Origin of the sequence: Nocardioides sp. GCM10023255 (assembly GCF_042653125.1) — a bacterium.
GTDB lineage: Bacteria > Actinomycetota > Actinomycetes > Propionibacteriales > Nocardioidaceae > Nocardioides.
Window position 1 is genome coordinate 41,661 of the sequence record NZ_JBHSHU010000005.1, and the last position, 23,465, is coordinate 65,125.

18 protein-coding genes are annotated in these 23,465 nt (G+C 72.7%); 12 read left to right on the forward strand and 6 right to left on the reverse strand.

What is annotated here, in order from left to right:
* Positions 1–71: 71 nt before the first annotated feature.
* The 5 genes from ACFO9I_RS09300 to ACFO9I_RS09320 are packed head-to-tail and all read left to right on the forward strand — an operon-like array spanning position 72 to position 4,981.
* The gene (locus tag ACFO9I_RS09300; RefSeq protein WP_379180072.1) at positions 72–938 is read left to right on the forward strand and encodes a decaprenyl-phosphate phosphoribosyltransferase; all 867 of its coding nucleotides are present in this window, start codon (positions 72–74) and stop codon (positions 936–938) included.
* Entirely contained in the window at positions 931–2,271 is a 1,341-nt protein-coding gene (locus tag ACFO9I_RS09305; RefSeq protein WP_379180074.1) for an FAD-binding protein, read from the forward strand. Before ACFO9I_RS09300 ends, ACFO9I_RS09305 begins: the two co-directional genes overlap by 8 nt.
* 33 nt (positions 2,272–2,304) lie before the next feature.
* Complete coding sequence (locus tag ACFO9I_RS09310; protein WP_379180076.1) at positions 2,305–3,060, forward strand: decaprenylphospho-beta-D-erythro-pentofuranosid-2-ulose 2-reductase; 756 nt, start codon at positions 2,305–2,307, stop codon at positions 3,058–3,060.
* A 24-nt stretch (positions 3,061–3,084) separates the two neighbouring features.
* On the forward strand, positions 3,085–4,794 hold the full coding sequence (locus ACFO9I_RS09315) for a hypothetical protein (RefSeq protein WP_379180078.1): 1,710 nt from the start codon (positions 3,085–3,087) through the stop codon (positions 4,792–4,794).
* Positions 4,795–4,825: 31 nt separating this feature from the next.
* Positions 4,826–4,981 (forward strand): hypothetical protein, encoded by a 156-nt coding sequence (locus ACFO9I_RS09320; protein WP_379180080.1) that lies wholly within the window; start codon positions 4,826–4,828, stop codon positions 4,979–4,981.
* 30 nt (positions 4,982–5,011) lie between these two features.
* Here the strand turns inward: ACFO9I_RS09320 and ACFO9I_RS09325 are convergent, their stop codons facing one another.
* Positions 5,012–6,175 carry a glycosyltransferase family 4 protein gene (locus tag ACFO9I_RS09325; protein ID WP_379180082.1) on the reverse strand — a complete coding sequence of 388 codons (1,164 nt, stop codon included), beginning with the start codon at positions 6,173–6,175 and terminating at the stop codon, positions 5,012–5,014.
* 71 nt (positions 6,176–6,246) lie between these two features.
* Here ACFO9I_RS09325 and ACFO9I_RS09330 point away from each other — a divergent pair, with 71 nt between their 5' ends.
* The 3 genes from ACFO9I_RS09330 to ACFO9I_RS09340 all read left to right on the forward strand — a co-directional run bounded on the left by ACFO9I_RS09330 (position 6,247) and on the right by ACFO9I_RS09340 (position 11,701).
* On the forward strand, positions 6,247–6,999 hold the full coding sequence (locus ACFO9I_RS09330; protein ID WP_379180084.1) for a class I SAM-dependent methyltransferase: 753 nt from the start codon (positions 6,247–6,249) through the stop codon (positions 6,997–6,999).
* The gene (locus ACFO9I_RS09335; protein WP_379180086.1) at positions 6,996–11,087 is read left to right on the forward strand and encodes an alpha-(1->3)-arabinofuranosyltransferase domain-containing protein; all 4,092 of its coding nucleotides are present in this window, start codon (positions 6,996–6,998) and stop codon (positions 11,085–11,087) included. Before ACFO9I_RS09330 ends, ACFO9I_RS09335 begins: the two co-directional genes overlap by 4 nt.
* Before the next feature lie 101 nt (positions 11,088–11,188).
* On the forward strand, positions 11,189–11,701 hold the full coding sequence (locus tag ACFO9I_RS09340; protein ID WP_379180088.1) for an AAA family ATPase: 513 nt from the start codon (positions 11,189–11,191) through the stop codon (positions 11,699–11,701).
* 63 nt (positions 11,702–11,764) lie between these two features.
* Here the strand turns inward: ACFO9I_RS09340 and ACFO9I_RS09345 are convergent, their stop codons facing one another.
* The 3 genes from ACFO9I_RS09345 to ACFO9I_RS09355 are packed head-to-tail and all read right to left on the reverse strand — an operon-like array spanning position 11,765 to position 16,574.
* Entirely contained in the window at positions 11,765–12,946 is a 1,182-nt protein-coding gene (locus ACFO9I_RS09345; RefSeq protein ID WP_379180090.1) for an acyltransferase family protein, read from the reverse strand.
* Complete coding sequence (locus tag ACFO9I_RS09350; protein ID WP_379180092.1) at positions 12,943–14,814, reverse strand: hypothetical protein; 1,872 nt, start codon at positions 14,812–14,814, stop codon at positions 12,943–12,945. Before ACFO9I_RS09350 ends, ACFO9I_RS09345 begins: the two co-directional genes overlap by 4 nt.
* Entirely contained in the window at positions 14,811–16,574 is a 1,764-nt protein-coding gene (locus ACFO9I_RS09355; RefSeq protein ID WP_379180094.1) for a hypothetical protein, read from the reverse strand. Before ACFO9I_RS09355 ends, ACFO9I_RS09350 begins: the two co-directional genes overlap by 4 nt.
* Positions 16,575–16,749: 175 nt before the next feature.
* On the opposite strand from ACFO9I_RS09355, the gene ACFO9I_RS09360 reads away from it, so the two are divergent.
* Positions 16,750–17,694, forward strand: a complete 945-nt coding sequence (locus ACFO9I_RS09360) for a DUF3068 domain-containing protein (protein ID WP_379180095.1) — start codon at positions 16,750–16,752, stop codon at positions 17,692–17,694.
* 3 nt (positions 17,695–17,697) lie between these two features.
* Here ACFO9I_RS09360 and ACFO9I_RS09365 read toward each other — a convergent pair whose 3' ends face one another.
* Positions 17,698–18,522: a class I SAM-dependent methyltransferase gene (locus ACFO9I_RS09365; protein WP_379180097.1), complete on the reverse strand. Its 825-nt coding sequence runs from the start codon at positions 18,520–18,522 to the stop codon at positions 17,698–17,700.
* Positions 18,523–18,540: 18 nt separating this feature from the next.
* Here ACFO9I_RS09365 and ACFO9I_RS09370 point away from each other — a divergent pair, with 18 nt between their 5' ends.
* Complete coding sequence (locus ACFO9I_RS09370) at positions 18,541–19,458, forward strand: phosphotransferase family protein (protein ID WP_379180098.1); 918 nt, start codon at positions 18,541–18,543, stop codon at positions 19,456–19,458.
* Here ACFO9I_RS09370 and ACFO9I_RS09375 read toward each other — a convergent pair.
* Positions 19,449–19,718: a DUF3303 domain-containing protein gene (locus tag ACFO9I_RS09375; RefSeq protein ID WP_379180100.1), complete on the reverse strand. Its 270-nt coding sequence runs from the start codon at positions 19,716–19,718 to the stop codon at positions 19,449–19,451. The genes ACFO9I_RS09370 and ACFO9I_RS09375 overlap by 10 nt on opposite strands.
* A 406-nt stretch (positions 19,719–20,124) precedes the next feature.
* Here ACFO9I_RS09375 and ACFO9I_RS09380 point away from each other — a divergent pair, with 406 nt between their 5' ends.
* Both ACFO9I_RS09380 and rpsA read left to right on the forward strand, forming a co-directional pair.
* Positions 20,125–21,507, forward strand: a complete 1,383-nt coding sequence (locus ACFO9I_RS09380; protein ID WP_379180102.1) for an HNH endonuclease signature motif containing protein — start codon at positions 20,125–20,127, stop codon at positions 21,505–21,507.
* A gap of 476 nt (positions 21,508–21,983) precedes the next feature.
* A complete protein-coding gene (rpsA, locus tag ACFO9I_RS09385; protein WP_379180104.1) occupies positions 21,984–23,459 on the forward strand; it encodes a 30S ribosomal protein S1 in 1,476 nt (491 codons plus the stop codon).
* Positions 23,460–23,465: the final 6 nt, after the last annotated feature.

A 23,465-nucleotide genomic window follows, 5' to 3' on the forward strand; every position in this document is an offset into this window, starting at 1 on the left:
CCAGCCGCGTCCCTCGGAGTGTCCCGGCCGGGCGCGGGCTGCAGGAACGGGGCGTCTCTTAGACTCCGCGGGTGACTCTCCCTGGTGCCGTGCTCCGGTCGATGCGGCCGAAGCAGTGGACCAAGAACCTCCTCGTGGTCGCGGCACCCCTGGCGGCGGGGCAGGTGACCGACGCCGACGTCCTGACCGCGACCCTGGTGGCGTTCGTGGCGTTCTGCCTGGCGTCCTCGTCGATCTATCTCGTCAACGACTGCGCCGACGTGGCGGCCGACCGGTTGCACCCGCGCAAGCGGCACCGGCCGATCGCGGCCGGCCAGCTCGGGGTGGCCACGGCCCTGGTGGTCGCCGGCTGCCTGGCCGCCCTCGCCCTGGCCGCCGCCTTCGCGACCCGCTGGGAGCTCGGGGTCCTGCTGGCGGCCTACCTGGCCGCGCAGGCGCTCTACTCCTTCTGGCTCAAGCACGAGCCGGTCCTCGACATCACCCTGGTGACCGCCGGGTTCCTGATGCGCGCGGTCGCCGGTGGTCTGGCCGCCGGGCTGCCGATCTCCGACTGGTTCCTGCTGGTCGCCGGCTTCGGCTCGCTGTTCATGGTGGCGGGCAAGCGCTACTCCGAGCTGCACACCCTCGGCAGCGAGGCGGGCACGCGCCGCTCGCTGGTGCGCTACACCGACACCTACCTGCGGTTCGTCTGGAGCATCGCCGCGGCCGCCACCACGATGTCGTACTGCTTGTGGGCGTTCGAGAACTCCGGCAGCTCGCAGGTGCCGTGGCACACCCTGTCCATCGTCCCGTTCGTCGTGGGCCTGCTGCGGTACGCCGTCGACATCGACGCGGGTGAGGCCGCCGAGCCCGAGGACATCGTCTGGGGCGACCGGCTGCTGCAGGCGACCGGTCTGGTCTGGCTGGTCCTGCTGACGCTGGGGGTCGTCGATGTCTGAGCACCGCGCACTGTCCGGCTGGGGCGGCACCGCTCCCACGGTCGCCGAGGTGGTCTCGGCGGAGCCGGGGGGCGTGCCTGCGGTCGTTCGCGCGGCCGGGCCCCGGGGCCTGATCGCCCGCGGCCTGGGCCGCTCCTACGGCGACCCGGCCCAGAACGCCGGGGGCGCGGTGCTGCTCCCGGTCACCGGTCCGGTGGAGGTGGACGCAGGGGCGGGGGCGGTGGTCGCCGCGGCCGGCACCAGCCTGCACGACCTGATGACCGCGCTGCTCCCGCACGGCCGCTTCCTGCCCGTCACGCCGGGGACCCGCTACGTCACCGTCGGCGGGGCGATCGCGTGCGACGTGCACGGCAAGAGCCACCACGTCGTCGGCAGCATCGGCCGTCACGTCGACTGGCTCGAGCTGGTGACCGCGGACGGCGAGACCCGGCGGATCGGGCCCGACACGGACCCCGACCTCTTCTGGGCGACCGTCGGCGGCATGGGCCTCACCGGGGTGATCACGCGGGCCGCGCTGCGGACGATCCCGGTGGAGACGTCGTACGTCTCGGTGACGACGACCCGGCTCCCGGACCTGCGCGCGACGATGGCGGCGATGCGCGAGACCGACGCGGACCACACCTACTCGGTGGCCTGGATCGACACCCTCGCCCGGGGCCGCCGGCTGGGCCGCTCGGTCCTCTCGCAGGGCGAGCACGCGACGCGTGACCAGCTGGGCGGGGCCGCAGCGCGCCAGCCGCTCGCGACCCCCCGCGGGCCCCGGCTGGCGGCCCCGCGGCACCTGCCCGGCGGACTGGTCCGGCCGGTCACCGTGCGCGCCTTCAACGAGCTCTGGTTCCGCAAGGCGCCGGCCCACCGCACCGGCGAGATCCAGTCGCTGTCGACGTTCTTCCACCCGCTGGACGGGGTCGGGGGCTGGAACCACCTCTACGGCCCGCGCGGCTTCGTGCAGTACCAGTGCGTCGTGCCGGACGGCGCGGAGGACGTCATGGCGCGGATCCTCGAGCGGATCACCGAGCAGGGGCACGCCTCGTTCCTCTCGGTCCTCAAGCGCTTCGGGCCGGGCAACCCCGGTCTGCTGTCGTTCCCGATGGCGGGGTGGACCGTCGCCCTCGACCTGCCCGCCCACCCGGCGCTGGGCGGGCTGCTCGACCACCTCGACGAGCTGGTGGTGACCGCGGGCGGGCGGGTCTACCTGGCCAAGGACGCGCGGCTGGCGCCGGAGCGGCTGGGCCGGATGTACCCCCGCCTCGACGACTTCCGGGACGTCCGCCGGCGGGTCGACCCGTCGGGGGTGTTCCGCTCGGACCTGTCCCGGCGACTGGAGCTGTGACCCCGTGGGTGTGACCTCGATGAGGGAGAGACGATGATCAACGCGCTCGGACAGCCGCAGACGGTGCTGCTCCTCGGCGGGACCAGCGACATCGCGCAGGCGGTCGTGGCCGCCTGGGCGCGCACCTGCCGGCCGCACGTCGTGCTCGCGGCCCGGCCCGGCCCGCGGCGCGACGAGGCGGTCGCGCGGGTCCGGGCCCTGGGGCTGAGCGTGGACGCCGTCGACTTCGACGCCGAGCAGACCGACGCGCACCCCGGCCTGGTCGACGACATCGCCCGCGAGCGGGACATCGACGTGGCGGTCGTCGCCTTCGGCCTGCTCGGCGACGAGGAGCAGGCCTGGCAGGACCACGACGCCGCGGTCGCCCTGGCCCGGGTCAACTACGTCGGCGCGGTGAGCGTCGGGGTCTGCCTGGCCGACGTGATGCGGCGTCAGGGCCACGGCGTCGTGGTGGCGCTGTCGTCCGTGGCCGGCGAGCGGGTGCGCCGCTCCAACTTCGTCTACGGTTCCACCAAGGCCGGCATGGACGGGTTCTTCCTCGGCCTGGGCGAGGCGTTGCGGGGGAGCGGCGCCCGGGTCCTGGTGGTGCGCCCGGGCTTCGTGCGGACCAAGATGACCGAGGGGCGCTCGCCGGCTCCGCTGTCGGTGACGGCCGAGCAGGTCGCCGACGCCGTGGTCACGGGCGTGGCCCGCGGCGACGACCTGGTCTGGGTGCCGCGAGCGATGCGCGGCGTGATGTCGGGGCTGCGTCACGTCCCTCGCCCGCTGTTCCGCCGGCTGCCGCTGTGAGCGCGACACCGTGAGACCGACACCGTGAGACCGACGCCCGCGCGGATCCTGCCGCGGGCCTGGGCCGTGGTCCTCCCGCTCCTGCTGCTGGGGCCGGCCCTCGGCCGGGGCTTCGTGCTCACCTACGACATGGTGTGGGTGCCCGACCTGGCCCTGCGAGCCGACTTCCTGGGGCTCGGCACCGCCCTGCCGCGTGCGGTGCCGTCGGACGCGGTCGTGGCCGTCCTCGACGAGCTCGTGCCGGGGATGCTGCTGCAGAAGCTGGTGCTCGTGGGCAGCCTGGTGCTCGCCGGGCTGGGAATCCTGCGCCTGGTGGGACGGAGCGCCCTCGCGGGCTGCGTCGCCGTCAGTGTCTACGTCTGGAACCCGTTCGTCGTCGAGCGGCTCGCGATGGGGCACTGGCCGGTCCTGCTGGGGTACGCCGTCCTGCCGTGGCTGCTCGTCGAGGGCGCGCGCTACCGGCGGGGCGCCCGCCTGGCGCCGGCCACGCTGCTGCTCCTGCCCCTGGGCAGCCTGAGCGCGAGCGCCGCGCTGCTCTCCTCGCTGGCCCTGCTCGTGTCCGGCGTCTCGCGTCGTACCCCGCGACGGAGCGCAGGCCTGGTGGCGCTCTGCGCGGCCGCGAACGCCCCCTGGGTGGTGGCCGGCCTGCTCCACCTGTCCACGGCGACGTCCACGGGCGCCGGCTCGGTCTTCGGCCTCGGTGACGAGGGGCCGCTCCCGGGACCGTTGGCCGCGCTGAGCCTCGGCGGGATCTGGAACGCCGAGGTGGTCCCGGGCTCGCGGCACAGCCTGCTGCTGACGGTGCTCGCCACGCTCGTGCTGCTCGTCGCCGCCCTGGCGGGGGCCCGGCCCGTGCTCCGGCGGCTGGGGCGACGCGACACCGCCTCGCTCGTCACGGTCTGGCTGGTCGGCTACACCCTGGCGCTGGTCACCTGGCTCGCCCCCGGCGCGGCAGGGTGGGTCGCCAGCCACGTGCCCGGCGGGGGACTGCTCCGCGACGGGGGCCGGATGCTCGCGCTCTGCGCGCCGCTGACCGCGGTCCTGGTGGCGGCGGCCGCGGAGCGGCTCGCCGACCGGTGGCCCGACCAGGGGCCGCGGGTCCTCGTCGGACTGGCCGGCGCGCTGCTCCCGCTGGCGCTGATGCCCGACGTGGCGTGGGGGCTGGGCGGCCGGCTCGAGCCGGCCGACTACCCGGCCGACTACGCGCGGGCCCGCGACCTGGTCGCCGCGAGCACGGCACCGGGCGACGTCCTGCTGCTGCCGTTCACCAGCTACCGGGCTCCGGTGTGGAACGGTGGCCGCAAGGTGCTCGACCCGGCCGGGCGCTACCTGACCCGCGACTACCTCGCCAGCGACCAGCTGAGCGTCTCGGGACGGGTGCTGGCAGGCGAGGACCCGAGGGTCCCCGAGGTGCTCGCGGCGCTGCGGGCACCCGACCCAGAGGCCCGGTCCCGCCGGTTGGCGGCACTCGGGGTCGGTCTGGTGGTCCGCGAGCACGACGTCCCCACCACCCGCGACTACGACGCCCCGGTCGCCGGCACGACGCTCCTCGACGGCAGGGACCTCGAGGTGGTGCGGCTCGACGAGCCGGTCGCCCCGCGGACGTCCTCGGTCGCGAGGGATGCTGCCACGGGTGCGGCCTGGACGGCGTTCCTGCTGCTGCCGGTGGCCGGAATCCTTACCGTTGGTTGGCGAAGAACCCGCGTCGTGGCGGGTTCCCGTGCCCGGAGGTGATAACTTCCGTCCCGTAGAGGGAGGATCCACCGTGCACCCAATCCTGTTGTCCGTCGTCGGCATGGTCGTCGGCGGGACTTTGGCAGGCGTGACCCTGGTCGGCGTCATCGAGTCGCAGACCGACGGAGCGAGCAACTCACCGGCGAACGTCAGCGAGCCGGTGATGGACTACGGGTCGACGCAGTAGGCCTTGCCCTCCGGGCCGACCGGCACGACCTCACTCCTCGACGGCGTCCTGGCTGTCGACCCTCTCGCCCCGCAGCGCGGAGGCGACCACGTGGGCGAACGCGGACTGTGAGTGGCCCCAGCTGAAGCGGACGCTGTGCAGGCGTGCGCCCTCGGCGAGCTCGCTGCGGCGCCGGGCGTCGCGCAGCAGCTCGCCGAGCGCGTCGGTGAACGCCTGCTGGTCGTCCACGAGCACGCCCGAGACCCCGTGCGCGATCGACTCACGGGTGCCGCCGGCGCTCGCGTAGGCGACGGTGGGGGTGCCGTGCGCGGCGGCCTCGCCGACGACGAGGCCCCACCCCTCCTTGACCGAGGGGAGGGCCATCACCCAGGACTCCTCGTAGACCTCCTGCTTGCGGACCTCCGACACATGACCCTCGAAGACGACTGCGTCGCCGGCTCCGCGCTCGGACACGTAGCGGTGCAGCTCGGCGTCCCACCAGCCGCTGCCCACGATCCGCAGGCGCAGGTCGGGGAACTCCGCGCGCAGCGCGAGGACGGCGTCGATCGCGTGCTCGACCTGCTTGTGCGGCACCAGCCGGCCCACCACGCAGACCGAGGGGTGGGCGCTCTTGCGGGCCTGCACGGCCACGACCGGGTCGGTGCCGTTGTGCACGACCGCGACCCGCGGGCCGCGCACGCCGAGCCCGCGCAGCTCCTCGCGGGTGGCCCGCGACACCACGACGTACTGGCACCGGCGGTAGAGGTACGGCGCCAATCGGCTCTCGATCCACCAGCCGACCCGCCCGGTGAGCCCGGGGTAGACGACCGGCCACTGCTCGCGGTGCACGTGGTGCACCAGCACCATCACCGGGCGCCGGGTGACGGCGGCGGAGAAGAACGGCAGGCCGTTCTGCACGTCGACCACGGCGTCGACCCGGCCGAACCGGCGGGTGGCCAGCAGCCTCATGCCCTGCAGGTAGACCGAGAGCTTGGACCCGCGACGCACGTGCCGGACCCCGTCGACGACCTCGTCGGGGGCGCCGCCGGCGTACGCCGCGCTGAAGACCGTGACCCGGCAGCCCCGGGCGACCAGCCCCTCGGCGACCTTGGCGAGGTAGCGCTCGGCGCCGCCGCCCTCGGGGTTGCCGGTGTCGCGCCAGCTGAGGAAGACCACGTGCCGGCCCTCGAGCATGCGGGCGTCGGTCGTCGGCATCCGGCGAGGCTATCGCGGGGTCGACGGTGAGGCCGTCGGGACCCCGTGGGTGCTCGGATAGGGTCTGCGCCATGCACACCCGCTCCACGCCGTCCCCGCGCGCGTGGACCCCGGACCTGCGCCGGTCGGTGCGGCTCTTCGGCGACTTCCGGGTCGAGCAGAGCGACCCCGACCGGTTCTACTCGGCGCTCGCCGCGGACTCCGTCGGGCAGCTGTCGACCTACCTCGACCTGTCCGGGCGCACGGTGCTGGACGTGGGCGGGGGACCGGGCTACTTCAGGGCTGCCTTCGAGGCGGCCGGTGCGCAGTACTGGGCCCTCGACGCCGACGTCGGTGAGCTGTCCGGCACCGGCGCGATCGCTGCCGGAACGGTCGTGGGCGACGGGATGAACCTGCCCTTCCGCGACGCCAGCGTGGACCTCTGCTACTCCTCCAACGTGCTGGAGCACGTGCCCGACCCGTGGCGGATGGCCGACGAGATGCTGCGGGTCACCCGGCCCGGTGGGGTCGCCTTCATCTCCTACACCGTCTGGTTCGGCCCCTGGGGCGGCCACGAGACCGCCCCCTGGCACTTCCTCGGCGGCCGGTACGCCCGGCGGCGCTACCGCGCGCACCACGGCCACGAGCCCAAGAACCGGTACGGCGAGTCGCTGTTCCCGGTCACCGTGCGGGCGGGTCTCGCCTGGGCCCGGCAGCAGACGGCCGGCGAGGTGCTCGACGTCGTGCCCCGCTACAACCCCCGCTGGAGCCACTGGCTCACCCGGGTCCCGATCCTGCGTGAGCTCGTGACCTGGAACCTCGTCATCGTGGTGCGCAAGGCGTGAGCCGGCCGGAGGAGCGGCCGGCGCGTGCGTCGGCCACGTCGCGCTTGCGCATGTGGGGCTACGCCGCCGTGCTCACGGCCTTCTGCTTCGCGCAGTCGGCCGGGAGGATGGTCGCCGACACGAAGTTCGACCTGGTCACCGACCCGGGCAAGTTCCTGACCGGCGGACTGCACCTGTGGGATCCGTCCGCGGCCTTCGGCCAGCTGCAGAACCAGGCCTACGGCTACGCCTGGCCGATGGGGCCGTTCTTCTGGCTCGGCGACCTCGTGCACCTGCCGCCGTGGGTGGTCCAGCGGCTGTGGTGGAGCCTGCTGCTCTGCCTGGCCTTCGTCGGCATCGTGAGGCTGGCCCAGCGGCTCGGCCTCGGGTCGCCGGTCACCCAGGTGGTCGCGGGCTTCGCGTTCGTGCTCACCCCCCGGATCACGACGCTGCTGGGCGGCGTCTCGGTCGAGGTGTGGCCGATGGCGATCGCGCCCTGGGTGCTGCTGCCGCTGGTGGCGGCGAGCGAGCGCGGGTCCGTACGCCGCGGCGCCGCGCTCAGCGCGCTGGCGGTCGCGACCTGCGGTGGCGTCAACGCGGTCGCCGTGGCCGCGGTCCTGCCCCTGGGCCTGCTGTGGATCCTCACCCGCGCCGGTGGCCCGCGGAAGTGGCGGCTGCTCGGGTGGTGGGTGCTGTTCACCGGCCTCGCGACGGCCTGGTGGTCGGGACCGCTGCTGCTGCTCGGGCGCTACTCCCCGCCGTTCCTGGACTACATCGAGAACGCCACCATCACGACGGTCCCCACGGGCCTGGCGCGGACGCTGCTGGGCACGTCGGACTGGGTCGCCTACTTCGCCGGCATCGACTACCCCGCGGGCCAGCACCTCGTGACGACACCCTTCCTGATGGTCGACGCGGCCGGCGTCGCGGCCCTGGGACTGGTCGGTGTGCTGCTGCGCAGCAACCCGCACCAGCGGTTCCTGACGCTGGGCCTGCTGGTCGGCGTGACCCTGGTCGGGTTCGGCTACTCCGGCGACCTCGCCGGGTGGTGGGCCGCGGACCGGACCGGCCTGCTCGACGGCGCCCTGGCGCCGTTCCGCAACCTGCACAAGTTCGACGTCGTGCTGCGCATCCCGCTGGTCCTCGGCGTCGCGCACGCCCTGCACCTGATCCCTCGGCTGCTGCGCGGGCCCGGCGCCCGGCCGGCGCTGCGCGCGCTGCAGGTGGCCACCGCCCTCGCCCTGGTCGCCCTGGCGCTGCCCTGGGCGCAGGACGAGATCGCCCCCCGCAACGGGGTGGAGGCGGTGCCCCGCTACTGGTCCGCGGCGGCGGACTACCTCGCCGAGGAGGACGACGGCACGGTGGCCCTCGAGCTGCCCGCCTCGGCCTTCGGCGTCTACGACTGGGGCAACGTCCACGACGACGTGATGCAGGGGCTCGCGCAGAGCCCGTGGGCCGTGCGCAACGTCATCCCGCTCGCCCCGCCCGGCAACGTGGTGTTCCTCGACGCCGTCACCCGCGCGGTGGAGTCGGGCCGCCCCAGCGACACCCTCGCGGCCTACCTCGCGGCCAACGGCGTGGGCCGGATCGTGGTCCGCAACGACCTGGCCCGCTTCCAGACCGGCAGTCCCGACCCGGCCTACGTCCGCAGCGTGCTGACCGCCTCGGAGGGCATCACGCCGGCGAGGTCGTTCGGCCCCCGGGTCGGTTCCGGCGCCTGGACGACCAGTGCCGACGGTGGCACCCGACTGGTGACGGGGAACGGGCTGGCGGCCCGCACCGGCTCCATCGACGTGTACGACGTCGATCCGCCGGCCGGTGCCCGGCTGACCACCGACCCGCAGGTGCTGATGGGTGACCCGGGCAGCGGGCTGCGGGCCGGGCTGGCCGGGCCGGCGCAGCGGGTCCTCGCCGAGGACGCGTCCGGCGACGAGGCGGGGCTCGTGCTCACCGACGGTGCCCGCCGCCGCGAGACCAACTTCGCCGCGGTCCGCTGGAACCGGTCGGCCACGATGTCGGCCGGGGAGCCGTACCGCCTCAACGGCCCCGAGCACAGCCACCGCTTCCTCGCCGACCCCGCCCGCTGGCAGACGACGGCCGTGTGGACCGGTGACGTCAGCGCGGTCACCTCGACCAGCTCGGAGGCGTACGCCGACGCGCTGCCGCCGCTGCAGATCGGCTCCCACCCCGGGGCCGCCCTCGACGGGGACCCGTCGACCGCCTGGCGATCGGCGCGCCAGGTGGACCCCACCGGCCAGTGGTGGCAGGTGACGTTCGGTCAACCCACCGACGTCGCGCAGGTGCGCGTCACGCTCTCCCGGGACTCGGCGCCGGTGCCGCGGCTGCGTCTGGGCTCCGGCGAGGACACGCTGGTCGTGGCCGCTCCCGCGCCCGGACGGTCCCGGACCTACCGGACCGGCTTCACCGACACCTCGGTGCTCCGGGTGACCGCGGCCGGTCGCGACCTGCGGCTGCCCGGGTCCTTCGGCCTGGCCGAGGTCGAGGTCCCCGGCGTCCAGTCGCAGCGCTATCTGCAGCTGCCCCGGGTCGACGACCGCTACCCCCTCGACACGGTCTCACTGACGCGTGACCCGGACCGGGCCGCCTGCGTGAAGGTCGGGCACGCGCTGCCCTGCGACGACGCGCTCGTCTCGCCCGGCGAGGACGGGGACGTGCTGGCGCGCCGCTTCACCCCGGCCTATGCCGAGGACTACGAGCTCTCCGGCACGGTCTCGCTTCGTCGCACCACCGACGGACGCAGGCTGCTCCTCTCCGGCGCGTCCGCGACCGCGAGCGGCGGCCGCCCGGCCGACGTCGCGGAGGGACCGCTGGCCGCCGTTGACGGGAACCTCGCGACGACGTGGGTGACCACCGACACCCGTGAACGCCTGCACGTCGAGCTGGGGGCGCCGCGCGTCGTGCGCGAGCTGCGGGTGCGGTTGAACCCGGCCGCCGCCGCGTCGATGCCGAGCCGACTGCAGGTCCGGGCCGAGGGGCGCACCCGAGTCCTCGACCTCGACGAGGACGGCCGGGCCCGGCTCCCCGGCTGGCGCACCGACTCTCTCGACCTGCGGGTGCTGACCACCGAGCCGGCGTTCTCCGTCGTCGGTCAGCAGTTCGTGGAGATGCCGGCTGGTATCAGCGGGCTGCGGGTCAACCGGGAGTCGCTCGCGCCCCAGACGGCGGTTCCCCGCTCGTTCGGCTGTGGCAGCGGCCCCACGGTGCGTGTCGGCGACCAGGTCCTCCGGACCCGGCTGCAGGCCAGCACCCGGGCACTGGTCCGGGGAGAGAGCGTGCCCTTCGAGGTCTGCGGCGACCCGGACGTGTCCCTGGACGCCCGGACCACCGACGTGCTCGCCGCCCCCTCGCACCTGTTCCGGGTGGACTCCCTGGAGCTGCACCGCACCGGGGCCACGACCACCCCGACCACCCGGGACGTGCCGGTCACGCGTGACGAACGGGGCGAACCGGTGTCCGTCGCGGTGCCGGAGCGCTCGAGCGCATCGCTGCTGACCGTGCCGCAGAACGTCAACGACGGCTGGGTCGCGACCTGGCAGGGCCAGGAGCTCACCCCCCAGCGGGTCGACGGCTGGAAGCAGGGGTGGCGCCTGCCGGCGGGCGCCGCCGGCGACGTGCAGCTGACCTTCCGCCCTGCGGGCACGTTCAGCCTGCTGCTGGCCGGGGGAGCCGTGCTGGTCGGGGCCTGCCTGCTGGTCGTCGTGGGGTCGGTCCTCCGGGCACGTCGTTCCCCGGCCCGGCGGGAGCTGCCGGCCCTCGACGCCGGTCGGCCCGGGCTGCTGGACCTGGCCGTCGCGGTGCTGGCCGGCGGCCTGCTCTGCGGCTGGTGGGGCCTGGCCGGCGTCCTGGTGGCGACCGCGGCGGGCCTCGGGCTTCGTCGCTTCCAGGGCTGGCCGCTGCTGGCCGGTCTCACGCTGCTCGTAGGCAGCCTCGCACTGTCGTGGTCCGCGATCACCGACCGCAGCTGGGCGGTGGGCTGGAGCCAGGCGTGGAGCCTGGCTGCGATCTGCCTCGCGGTCGCGGCGCTCGCCGGACTGCGACGGAACGACGCCCACCCGCACGTGCACCGGGCCGACCGGCCGGCTGACTGACCTCCGGGCGCACGGCCTCGCCCGGCCGGTGCTCCCGGTCGCCGGCGCCGTGCGGGTCTGCACGCTTGTCCTTCGCAGGAGCCCGAGCCGATACTGCCCCGATGGGTGTGCGCAACTACCTCGTCGAGGGCGTCTCCGGGACGGGAAAGACCTCGGTGTGCCGTGAGCTGCAGCGGCGTGGCTACCAGGCGGTCAACGGCGACAGGGAGCTGGCCTACCAGGGCGATCCCGAGACCGGCCAGCCGCTCGCGACTGCCGTGCACGAGCACCACCTCTGGGACGTGCAACGCGTACGGCAGCTGGCCGCCGACCGGCGCGAGCCCGCCACATTCTTCTGCGGTGGGTCTCGCAACTTCGTGAAGTTCATCGACCTGTTCGACGAGGTCTTCGTCCTCGATGTCGATCTCGACACGCTGCTCCGGCGGCTGGACCGACGCCCGCAGGACGAGTGGGGCTCGCGACCGTCCGAGCGCGACCTGATCGTCCGGCTCCACCGGACCGGGGAGGACATCCCCAGGAGTGGCGTGGTGATCGATGCGACCCCACCGCTCACCGAGGTCGTCGACGAGATCCTCCGTCACACGGGGCTGATCAGCACCGACGCCGGCGGCTAGCGACGCCGGCCCGTCCTCCCTCCGGTCGCCGGGTGCGCGCCGGCGGCACCGGGACACGAGCCCTCAGAGCACCGAGGCGCGCTCGGGGCGGCTGGCGGTGTCGAGGCGCGCGAAGAACCAGACGTTCTTGGCGCGCAGGATCGGCCGCTCGAACCAGCGGAACGACACCGTGGCCACCGGGATCGTCAGGAGCAGCGTGGCGAGCGCGACGGTGATGAAGTGCCCGGTGAAGATCTCGATGTCGAGGACCCTGAAGACCAGGTTCAGGAAGAACATGTGCATCGCGAACACGCCGTAGGAGATGTCGCCGAGCCAGACCGGGACGGGACTGCTGAGCTTGGCGCGCACCCAGCCCTCGCGGACCGGCCCGAACACCAGGGGGAGCAGGTAGAACGCCCCGGCGACGGTGTAGAGCACCACCTTGGAGGCGGCCTCCCAGCCGCCCGGGGGGAGCAGCGTCCGCGGACCGGCGACGGGGGAGCAGGCGATAGCGAACACAGCGGTCGCCAGGATCCAGCAGCCCGGCAGGTCCCGGCCCAGGCGCTCCACCGGGTGCTCGCGCGGGTGCACGACGAGGTCGGCCGAGAGGGCCGCGAAGCAGGTGCCGACCAGGAACCACGGCAGGTAGCCGGGCAGCCACTGGGCGTAGTGGCCCTCGTGGCCGGGGATCTGGGCCACGACGGCCTGCCAGATCACGCCGAGGACGGCCAGCACCGCCGCCCGCCCGTAGATCGTCGGCAGGTGCAGGCCGTCGCGCTGCCGACGGCCCCACACCAGCGCGTGGCACAGGAACGGCAGCAGCAGGTAGAACGCCACCTCGGTGCACAGGCTCCACATCTGCGTCAGCGAGCTGGCCAGCAGCTCGGGGCGGTAGAGCTGGGTCAGGGTCAGGTGGCTGAGCCAGTCCTGCCAGGTGGCGTCCTCGTTGGCGGGGTCGAGGAGCAGCGAGGCCACGACCACCACCCAGTACAGCGGCAGGATCCGCAGGGCCCGCTTCCACCAGAAGTGCCAGGTCGACGGCCACGGGCGCCCGAGCTCACGGGTGAGGAAGTAGGGCCGGCTCAGCAGGAAGCCCGAGAGCACGAAGAAGAGCGTGACGCCGAAGTCGAGGCGGGCCAGCGCGGCCCCCGTCCAGCCGTGGTTGATCTGGCCGGTGTTGAACGCCGCGTGGGTCAGCACCACCATGATCGCGCCGGCCGCGCGCACCGCGTTCAGGGTCGGGAAGGAGCGGTCCTGGAAGGTCACGGGGCGAACTCCGTCCTGGGAACTGGGCGGCCGACGGTCACGTCGTCCGTGCACAATGACACACCCTCGGCCAGGGCGGAGACCTCGATCTCGTCGAACCGGCCGCCGCCCGCGAGGTAGAGCGCGTGCAGCCCGGCCTCGACCGTGGTCGTGTGGGTCACGTCGCCCGTGGTGATCCGCACGGGGCTGTCGCCCGTGGCGATGTAGCCGATCCGCACCCACCAGCCACCGTACGCGACCGGACCGTCGAGACGGATCGTGACCGGCTGGTCGCCGACGCGGAAGCCGCACTCCTTGCGTGGACCGGGGCGGCCGCGCCGCGTGTCCGGCACGATCGCGGGCACCACCCGGCCGTGGCTGTCGACCATCGAGAGGTGGTCGGTGGCCACGTCCACGAAGCGGGCCGGGCCGGGATCGTCGTGCAGCAGGTGGCTCAGCGCGTTCTCCGGGTAGCCCAGGCCGAACATCACGTCGGTCGGGACCCGCTGGTCGACCAGCGAGACCGTGCCCGGAGCGGCGTCGAGCTCGCGGAAGAGCGTGGCGAAGTACGACTTGGCGGGGGCCGCCTCCTGCCAGTGCACGGCGTACTGCGCGGACGACACCAGGCCCAGGGCGCTGACCGCCGCCACCAGCCCGGTGACGCGGTGCGGGACGTCGAGCAGCGGGCTGGTCCCGGTCCTCTCCACGGTCTCGACGGCGCCCCGGATCGGCATCGCGGCGCAGGCCAGCGCGACGGCGGTGACCGCGGCGAGCTCGCCCTGGTAGCGGTAGTCGAGGCTGATCAGCGCGCCGACGTACGAGGCCCGTCCGGCGAGGACCAGGACGATGTTGCAGGCCAGGAAGAAGCCGGGCAGCCACAGCGCCCGCATGCTGCGCCGGCGGTGCCGGGCGAGCTCGCGGACGACGTAGAGGACGACCAGGATGCTCACCAGCAGCACCGGACCGCTCGGCGTGGGGTAGCCGCCCTGCTCGAGCTCCTCCCAGTGCAGCGGTCCACCGGCCAGGGCCGGGAGGTACGCCTGGATCGTCATGTTGGAGATCACGGCGCCCAGCGCGTCGCTGCCCGCGCGTTCCGGCTCGAAGGTGAGCCCGATGCGGACGTAGAGCGCCAGGTAGGCGATGCCCATGGCGACGTACAGGCAGATCGCCGGGCGGTAGTGCTGCCACAGCAGCCGGAGCCGGTCGAGCAGCGATCCCGTCGCGAAGTAGCAGAGCGAGACGATGGCGATCGCGCCGAACACCAGCAGGGTCTTCTCGTAGAAGCAGAAGCCGAGCAGCAGCCACCCGGCCGTGGACACGAGGTGTCGGCGCCGTCGCGTGCGCAGGTAGGAGACGTGGGACGCCAGCCCCCAGAACAGGACGACCTGGAGCGGGAGCTGGTTGGCCCCGGCAGCCCACCACACGGCGATCGGGACCGAGATGGCGCAGAACAGGTAGAGCGCCAGCGGCGGCAGGATGCCCCGCCTCAGTCCGAACAGGCGGACCAGCAGCACCAGGAGCCCCGCGTCCGCGAGGGCCTGCATCGCCATCAGCATCGTCGCGGTCACCCGGAAGTCGAAGGGCGCGACGGCGTTGGCGAGCCAGGAGAGGTACATCGCGGCGGGCATGACGTGACCGGAGTACTGCCGGGCCGCCACGTCGAGGCCCGGGCCCTCGTTCATCATCCGCGACATGAAGTTGAGGTCGTCGTAGTGGAACCAGGAGCCGTACGTCGCCCAGGCGCGGAAGGCGAGCTGGACCACGATCATCGCTAGCGCCGTCTGGAGCACCCGGTCGTGCTCCAGCGCGTGGGCCAGCCGGGACAGCCGGCGGCGGGTGGCCGTGACGGTGGCTGCCGCGGGGGAGGGGCGGGTGTGGGTGCCGGTCACGAGGTGGCCGCCACGGGGACGGGGACGCCGAGCGCGAGCTCGGCGACGCAGGCGTCGCTGGAGCGTGGGTACCCGCTCACGGTCACCTCCTGGAACTCGCCGGACGCCTGGACGAACACGTTGTGCAGCCCCGCCGGGAGGTCGAGGTCGTGGACGTCGTCGCCCGCGGTGACCCGCAACGACAGCGCCCGGCGGCTGGCGTACCCGATCTGGATCCACCATCCGCCCCCGATGACGGGCCCGTCGAGGGGGATCACCGTGCGTCGGCCCTTGAGGGGGTAGCCACAGCCGGTGCCGGGAACCATCTGCCGGGTCGGTGGCACGACCACCGGGGCGAGGTGGCCGGCGTCGTCGAACATGTAGAGCCGGTCGACGGCGTGGCGCGGGTAGGTCGTCTCGTCCGCGAACGGGCGGAGCACGTGGCTGTAGGCGTTCTCGGGGTAGCGGAACGCCCAGAGCAGCGTCTGCGGGATGCCGGTGTCGACCAGCGGCACCGGCTTGTCCTCGGCGGCGGCGAGGCTGCTGCGCACCGAGGAGATGTAGGCCTCGGTGGGGTTCCGGTCCTGCCACAGCTCGATGTAGCGGTCGCTGGAGGTGAGCGCCGCGGCCGCGACGGCCAGGGACAGGAGCACCACGACGCCCTGGCGCTCGTAGGGGCGGGGGACCTCGGGGCGCGCCTCGTTGACCTCGTCGGCGCCCAGCAGCGGGAGGAACGCGAGCCCGACGCACAGCACGAACAGCGCGCCCGACTCGGTCTGGTAGCGGTACTCGCGCGCGATGTCCGGCCCGACGATGTTGGCGCGCGCCGAGGCGAGCAGGGCGACGTTGGCCAGCAGCGTGAAGAGCAGCGGCGCCCAGGCCCGGCCGCTGCGGGTGCGCGTGCGGTAGGCGTACACCACGAGTGCGCCGACCAGGGCCCAGGAGGCCAGCTGGACGATCTGGGAGGGGTCGGCGAAGGAGCCGACCGTCAGGGGCTCCCAGGTGATCGGACCACCCACCAGCCCGGGCAGCAGCGCCACGGCCACCAGGTTCCAGGCGATCGGGGACCACGGCTGGTTGCTGCTGTCGCCGGGGGAGAAGTTGAGGCCGTACTCGACGTACAGCGCGAGGTACGTCGCTGCGACGACCGTGTGCGCCACGATGCCGGGGCGGTAGCGGGCCCACAGCGACAGCAGGCGCTCGGGCGTGTTGCCCCGGCAGAACCAGCCCAGCGCGACGATCGCGTAGATGCCGAAGAGGAGCAGCGTCTTCTCGTAGAACGCCAGTCCGGCGACGGTCCAGGCGAGCGTGGCGACGAGGTGCCGCACCCGGCCGGTCCGCAGGTAGGCGAGGTGGGAGGTGAGTCCGAACGCGAGGGCGATCTGGAACGGCAGCTGGTTGATACCCGCCGCCCACCAGAGCCCGGCGGGCAGGGTGAACACGTAGCCGAGGTAGCCGGCCAGCAGCACCAGGACCAGGCGGCGGTGCCCGAACATCGACAGCAGCAGGCGGAGCATGCCGACCCCGGCGACCGCCTGCATCGCCAGCAGGGTCAGGGCCCAGGGCCACCAGTCGTAGACCGCTCGGTCGGTGAGCACCCAGGCGGCCGCGAAGCCGGCCGGCATCAGGTGCCCGCCGTACGACTCGGTCAGGTAGCCGAGGTCGAAGGGCTGGTTCATCGCGCGCGACATGAAGGCGAGGTCGTCGAAGTAGAACCACGATCCCGCCAGCGCCCAGGCCCGGTAGCCGAGCTGGACGGCAACCAGCGCGAGGCCGGCCATGACGATCCTGCGGTCCGCGGCCCGGTTTCGGGCGTACCGTAGGAGGCGGGCGAACACGGGCCGGACTATCTCACAGGTGGCCTCCCGATCTGGGTGATCGTGTGTGCGAGTGGCCACACACGACCCCTACTGACTGGTACGGTTCAGCCGGTCTGACGCTCCCGGGAGGGGATTCGTGAAGTTCAAGTGGTTGGCGCCCGTGCTGGTCGCCCTCGGTGCTTTCTTGATCGTGGCGGCTGTCGTCGCGCAGGTGTGGGCGCCGGACAAGGTCAAGCGGACCCCCATCGACGTCAACACGACGACCTACCTCGAGGGGCAGGCCGACAAGCTGAACCCCGAGACGGGCAAGCTGGAGAACTCCGCCATCTATGCGATCGACGTGAACAAGTCGGACAGCAACAAGTCCGACGGTGACGTCGCGGTCTTCGTGCAGACCACCTGCGTGGTCGTCGACGAGGGTCAGGACCGGGTCTGCGTGGACGACAAGGACCCGCGCCTGATCACGGCCGAGATCGACACCTTCGCCACCGACCGGCACACCGCGGAGTCCGTCCCCAACGACGGCTACCTCCCCGACGACGCCGTGCAGCACGAGGGCCTGGTCAACAAGTGGCCCTTCGACGCCCAGAAGCAGACCTACCAGTACTGGGAGGGGACGCTGGGCAAGGCCGTCGACGCGGTCTACGAGCGCACCGACGAGGTCAAGGGCATCGAGGCCTACGTCTACAAGATCACGACCAAGGACGCCAAGACCGACGTCCTCGAAGGTGTCCCGGGCGTCTACGACGACGTCAAGGAGATCTACGTCGACCCCAACACCGGCAGCATCCTGAACCAGGTCGAGGACCAGCAGCGCTACCTCGAGGACGGCACCAAGATCCTCGACCTGCAGCTCGAGTTCACCGACGGCACCCAGCAGGCCAAGGTCGACGAGGTCGACGAGAAGTGGGGCATGATCCAGCTCGTCGTCAAGACCGTGCCGCTGGTGGGCTACCTCGTCGGGATCCCGGTCTTCCTGATCGGGGTCGCGCTGCTGCTGCTCCAGCGTCGCAACCGCGGTGGCGGCCACAGCGCCTCCGCGAGCGAGCCGCGCACCCCGGCAGGGACCGCGACCCGCTAGGACCTAGCGCAGGTCGGCCACGAAGATGGCCGTGCCCGGGGTGAACTGGCCACGCGTGCCGGACCAGCCGCCCCAGACCCGCTCGTGCCCCTCGGGCCACTCCGGCTCGAGGAGGCGGGTGAGGGCGAACCCCGCGTCGGCCAGCAGCGCGACCCAGTCGCCGAGCGTGCGGTGGTGCTCGACGTACGACACCACGCCGGTCGCGTCGTCGACCTCGACGTAGGGCGTTCGGTCCCAGTAGGACTGGCTGGCCACCAGCCCGGCCTCCGACGGGTCGTCGGGGAACATCCAGCGGGTCGGGTGGGTGATCGAGAAGGCGAACCGGCCCCCGGGCCGCAGCACCCGGGCGGCCTCGGCCACCGCCTGGTCGATGTCGCTGACGAACTGCAGCGCCCCGAAGGACGAGAAGACGACGTCGAAGGAGCCGTCCGCGAACGGCAGGTGCGTCGCCGTCCCGAGCACCGAGGGCACCGCCACGCCGCTGTTCATGTCGATGCGCCGCGAGTGCTGGAGCTGACGGAAGGACAGGTCGAGGCCGTAGCCCCGGCCGCCCCGGGCGCGGACCCAGCGCGAGCACTGCCCGGCGCCGGAGCCGACCTCGAGCACGTCGCGGTCGCGGACGTCGCCCAGCACGCCGGCCGCCGCCTCGGTCAGCCCCTCGGGGCCCCAGACGAAGCCGACGTCGCCGAGGAACTCCCCGTGGGTGGCCTGGTACTCGTCGGCGTAGCGGTCCCAGTCGGGACCGTTGGCCCGTCGGGACTCGGCCTCGTCGACGGGGCGGCGCTCGACGCGGACGGGCGGGTGGCCGGATGACTGCTCGGCGCTCACGTTCGGCAGACTACTGCCATGGACCTCACCTCCCTGACGCCACTGGCCGGGGGCTGGTCCGGAGAGACGTTCGTCGCCGACGTCGCGGGGGAGCGGAGCGTCGTACGCATCTATGCGCGCCCCAGCCACCGCGGCGACGCCGCGCACGAGGTGGACGCCTCGCTGCTGCGGCTGGTGCGGGGGCTCCTGCCCGTGCCCGAGGTCCTGGAGGTACGCCGCGCCGACCCGGCCACCGGGATGCCGGCGCTGCTGGTGACGTCGTTCCTCCCCGGGGTCCGGGCCGAGGTGCTGCTGCCCGAGCTCGACGCGGCCCGGCGCTCGGTCCTCGGCGCGCACCTCGGTGGCCTGCTCGCCGACCTCGGGGGCATGCCCCAGCTGAAGGCGGGCCCGTTCGTCGACGGTGACCTCACCATCGGCACCTTCACGATCGACGGGAAGCAGGTGGACGGGCTGCCCGCCGTGGTCGACCTGGCCGAGCCCGGCCTGGGCTGGTGGACCCCCGACGAGCTCGGCGGGCTCCGGGAGGTCGCGGTCGAGGCGCAGGCGCTGCTCGACACCGTGACCCGCCACTGCCTGGTGCACAGCGACTTCAACCCCAAGAACGTCCTCGTCGACCCCGAAACCCTCGAGGTGACCGGTCTCGTCGACTGGGAGTATGCCCACGCGGGGCACCCGTTCACCGACCTCGGCAACCTGCTGCGCTTCGAGCGCGACCCCGCCTTCGTCGACGCCGTGCTCGAGGCCTACGTCGCCCGCCGCGGCGGGCGGCGGGACGAGGCGCTGGCCCTGGCCCGCGCGGCCGACCTCTGGGCGCTGCTCGACCTGGCCCCGCGTCGCTCGCAGAACATCGTGGCGGAGTGGGCCGACCGGCTGCTGCGCGCGATCGCGCGCGCCGGGGACCCCGACGTGCCCCTGCGGGACGAGGCTCAGCCGTAGACGCTGAGGATGACCGGGAACGCTTCCTCGATCGTCGCGACGGGGACGACGTCGAACTCGATCCACGGGCCGTACTGCAAGGTGACCTTGAAGGTCTCGCTCGGGTCGTCGTCGTCCTCGGAGACCACGAACCCACCCCTCCCGTCGAGGGAGGCGTAGTGCGCGATCGTGCCGGGGGCCGTGCCGATCTCCATGAACTGCTTGGTGAGCTCTCGCAGCTCGTCCGCCCCGAGTCCGTCACGGAAACGGTAGGTCGTCATGTAGAGCCGTTTCATGGGGTCCCTCGCTCTTCCTCGGTGGGATGCGAAGCACTCACGCTAGGAATGTCGGCGCGGCCGTCGCCAGAGGCGAAGGTCATGCTGCCGCGGCAGGGGCGGGCGGCGGATGGTCCGCGGGGCTCGACTGGGGACCGATGGTCGAGCAGCGAACACCATCGAGCGTCGTCGAGGCTCGGTGTCGTAGGCAGGGACCCCAGCGCCGCGTGGGGCCTGCGGGCCGACTGTGGTTGCGGCCCGGGCAGCTATGGAGAGGGAACGCCAGCAAGACCTGCGCAGCCGAGGTAGGGCGGCGGCCCGGCCGGAAGTTTTACCTTCGGATTTCCCCAGCGCGCCCGGATCGGGCCCGATTCGGGGGGTGGGTGTCGGTGGTCGATGCGACTATGGACGCATGTTCGAAACAGGCGCCAACTGGGACCCGGTCGAGGTCGACGACCTCGACGCGGACGGCGTGCTCGAGCTCCTCGAGATCCGCCGGCAGGGCGCCCGTGCCGAGGAGCGCGGCAAGCTCCGGCTGGCCCTGCAGTGGGCGGTGCTGCACCCCGCCACCGTCGACACCGGGGTGGCGACCTGGGGCGGCCCCAGTGTCCTGCTGACCGACGAGTCGCTGGGCGGTGACGGCACCCCGGCGGTGGCGGCGTTCGCGCCCGAGCCGGTCGCCGCCACGCTCGGGATCTCCACGACCGCGGGGATGGCGCTGATCGCCGACGCGCTGGACCTGCAGTTCCGGCTGCCCCGGATCTGGCGACTCGTCGAGCAGTTGGCGGTGGAGCCGTACCGGGCCCGGCAGGTCGCCCAGGCCACCCACCAGCTCTCCCGGGCAGCGGCCGCCTACGTCGACGAGCAGCTCGCCCCGAGGTTGTCCTCGTGCGGGTGGCGGGCGGTCGAGACGACGGTGGCGCACGCGATCGCGAAGTTCGACCCCGACCTGATCGCCCAGAAGGAGAACAAGGGGAGGGCTGGCTGGCACGTCACCCTGCGCCACGACCACCCCGGCCGGTTCGACGGCACCTCCTACCTCGATGTCGCCGGCGACACCCTCGACCTCACCGCCTTCCACGACCTCGTCTGCGACCAGGCCGCCCAGCTCAAGGCCATGGGCGACCAGGACGACCTCGAGACCCGCAAGGCCAAGGCCCTCGGCGTGATCGCCGCCCAGCAGGCCACCCTCGACCTCCTCTCCGTCACCGGCCAGGTTCCGGATCAGCCAATGTCGCCCGCGAAGCCGCGGCCGCCCAAGACCCGGCTCTACCTCCACCTCTCCCTGGCCGACCTCGCCACCGGCTGCACGCCCACGACAGGTCCCGACGGCCCCGGCAGTGCGGCCGGCGTGACGGCGACCGGCACCGTCGAGCGGCTCGGCCCCGCCACCATCGACCTGATCAAGGACTGGGTCGGCCGCTCCCGCGTGACCGTCCAGCCCATCCTCGACATGAACAGCCGCAACGCGGTCGACCAGCACGACCCACCACCCTGGATGAGCGAGCTGGTCATCCTCCGCGACGGCCACTGCGTCTTCCCCTGGTGCCAGATCGACGCAAGACGATCCGACCTCGACCACATCGACCCCTATATCCCGATGGACGAGGGCGGGCCACCCGGCCAGACCGCACCCGACCGGCTCGCCCCCTTGTGCCGGCGACATCACAGGTGCAAGACCAGTGGCCGCTGGCGCTATCGACGACGGCGCGACGGCACGTATGAGTGGCACGGCCCCCACGGCCGCAGGTACCTCGTCACTCCGTACGGCACCATCCGCCTCGACACCAACTAGCCACACGAGCAGCACCCGCAGGCCTGACCACCCGGCACCCACCGGGCGATCGGGCCTGCCGTGCTGCCCGGCCGGGTGGTGCTGACTCGCACACGCTGCTCGACGGCCGTCCGCGAGCCGCTGGCAGTGAGGCCAGCGGTGGCTGCGGCGCACCCGTCGGGGTGGTCTCCAAGGCCGCGCCTCCACGGGCACCGCAAGCCTGCGTCGGGGTCGCCGCCGTGCTCGGGCGCGGAGTCGCAAAGCAGCCCGTGCATACTCGCACGAGACCTGCATGGCCAGAGCGCTTCGCCGGTTGGACGCGGCGACACGCCGCGGCGTACGCTGGCTGTTGCGCCTGATGTCTGCCTGCGTCCCGGACGGAGTGGACTCTCGCTCGCTATCAGCCCCGCCAGTCCGGCGGGGTATCTCACCGGTAGTGAAACGCGACGTCCGGCGTGCCCGCACGACAACTGACCATCCAAGGATCTTTTTCCCTTATGACGAGCACCATCTCCACTCTTCCCGATTACGACGCGCCCCAGGTGGCGGTCAACGACATCGGTTCCGAAGAGGACTTCCTCGCCGCGATCGACGCGACCATCAAGTACTTCAACGACGGTGACATCGTCGACGGCACCATCGTCAAGGTGGACCGCGACGAGGTCCTGCTCGACATCGGCTACAAGACCGAGGGCGTCATCCCCTCGCGCGAGCTGTCGATCAAGCACGACGTCGACCCCTCCGAGGTCGTCGAGGTCGGCGACAAGGTCGAGGCCCTCGTCCTCCAGAAGGAGGACAAGGAAGGCCGCCTGATCCTGTCCAAGAAGCGCGCCCAGTACGAGCGCGCCTGGGGCACGATCGAGCAGGTCAAGGAGGAGGACGGCGTCGTCGAGGGCACCGTCATCGAGGTCGTCAAGGGTGGTCTCATCCTCGACATCGGCCTGCGCGGCTTCCTGCCCGCGTCGCTGGTGGAGATGCGTCGCGTCCGCGACCTGCAGCCCTACGTCGGCCAGACGCTCGAGGCGAAGATCATCGAGCTCGACAAGAACCGCAACAACGTGGTCCTGTCGCGTCGTGCGTGGCTCGAGCAGACCCAGTCCGAGGTCCGCCACGGCTTCCTGACCCAGCTCCAGAAGGGTCAGATCCGCAAGGGTGTCGTCTCCTCGATCGTCAACTTCGGTGCGTTCGTGGACCTCGGCGGCGTCGACGGTCTCGTCCACGTCTCCGAGCTGTCGTGGAAGCACATCGACCACCCGTCCGAGGTCGTCGCCGTGGGCGACGAGGTCACCGTCGAGGTCCTCGACGTGGACATGGACCGCGAGCGTGTCTCCCTGTCGCTGAAGGCGACGCAGGAGGACCCGTGGCAGCACTTCGCCCGCACCCACCAGATCGGTCAGATCGTCCCGGGCAAGGTCACCAAGCTGGTGCCGTTCGGTTCGTTCGTCCGTGTGGAGGAGGGCATCGAGGGCCTGGTCCACATCTCCGAGCTGGCCGAGCGCCACGTCGAGATCCCCGAGCAGGTCGTCCAGGTCAACGACGACGTCATGGTCAAGATCATCGACATCGACCTCGAGCGTCGCCGGATCTCGCTGTCCCTCAAGCAGGCCAACGACACCGCGGCCGCGACGGACGTCGAGGAGTTCGACCCGACCCTCTACGGCATGACCGCGACCTACGACGAGCAGGGCAACTACGTCTACCCCGAGGGCTTCGACCCCGAGACCGGCGAGTGGCTCGAGGGCTTCGAGGAGCAGCGCGCGACCTGGGAGGAGCAGTACGCCAAGGCGCACGCTCGCTGGGAGGCCCACGTCAAGCAGCAGGCCGAGGCCAAGCAGGCCGAGGTCGAGGCCGGCGAGGCCACGTCGTACTCCAGCGGCAACGACGACGTCGCCACCGAGTCCGAGGGCGGCTCGCTCGCGTCGGACGAGGCCCTGCAGGCGCTGCGCGAGAAGCTGACCGGCGGGGGCAACTGACCCTCC

Bases quoted from the DNA above. Each gene is read 5' to 3' on its own strand.
- rpsA (WP_379180104.1), top strand. From the start codon at position 21,984: ATGACGAGCACCATCTCCACTCTTCCCGATTACGACGCGCCCCAGGTG.
- ACFO9I_RS09330 (WP_379180084.1), top strand. From the start codon at position 6,247: ATGCACACCCGCTCCACGCCGTCCCCGCGCGCGTGGACCCCGGACCTG.
- ACFO9I_RS09355 (WP_379180094.1), bottom strand. From the start codon at position 16,574: ATGGCCGGCCTCGCGCTGGTTGCCGTCCAGCTCGGCTACCGGGCCTGG.
- ACFO9I_RS09305 (WP_379180074.1), top strand. From the start codon at position 931: ATGTCTGAGCACCGCGCACTGTCCGGCTGGGGCGGCACCGCTCCCACG.
- ACFO9I_RS09310 (WP_379180076.1), top strand. From the start codon at position 2,305: ATGATCAACGCGCTCGGACAGCCGCAGACGGTGCTGCTCCTCGGCGGG.
- ACFO9I_RS09325 (WP_379180082.1), bottom strand. From the start codon at position 6,175: ATGCCGACGACCGACGCCCGCATGCTCGAGGGCCGGCACGTGGTCTTC.
- ACFO9I_RS09380 (WP_379180102.1), top strand. From the start codon at position 20,125: ATGTTCGAAACAGGCGCCAACTGGGACCCGGTCGAGGTCGACGACCTC.
- ACFO9I_RS09340 (WP_379180088.1), top strand. From the start codon at position 11,189: ATGGGTGTGCGCAACTACCTCGTCGAGGGCGTCTCCGGGACGGGAAAG.
- ACFO9I_RS09375 (WP_379180100.1), bottom strand. From the start codon at position 19,718: ATGACGACCTACCGTTTCCGTGACGGACTCGGGGCGGACGAGCTGCGA.
- ACFO9I_RS09370 (WP_379180098.1), top strand. From the start codon at position 18,541: ATGGACCTCACCTCCCTGACGCCACTGGCCGGGGGCTGGTCCGGAGAG.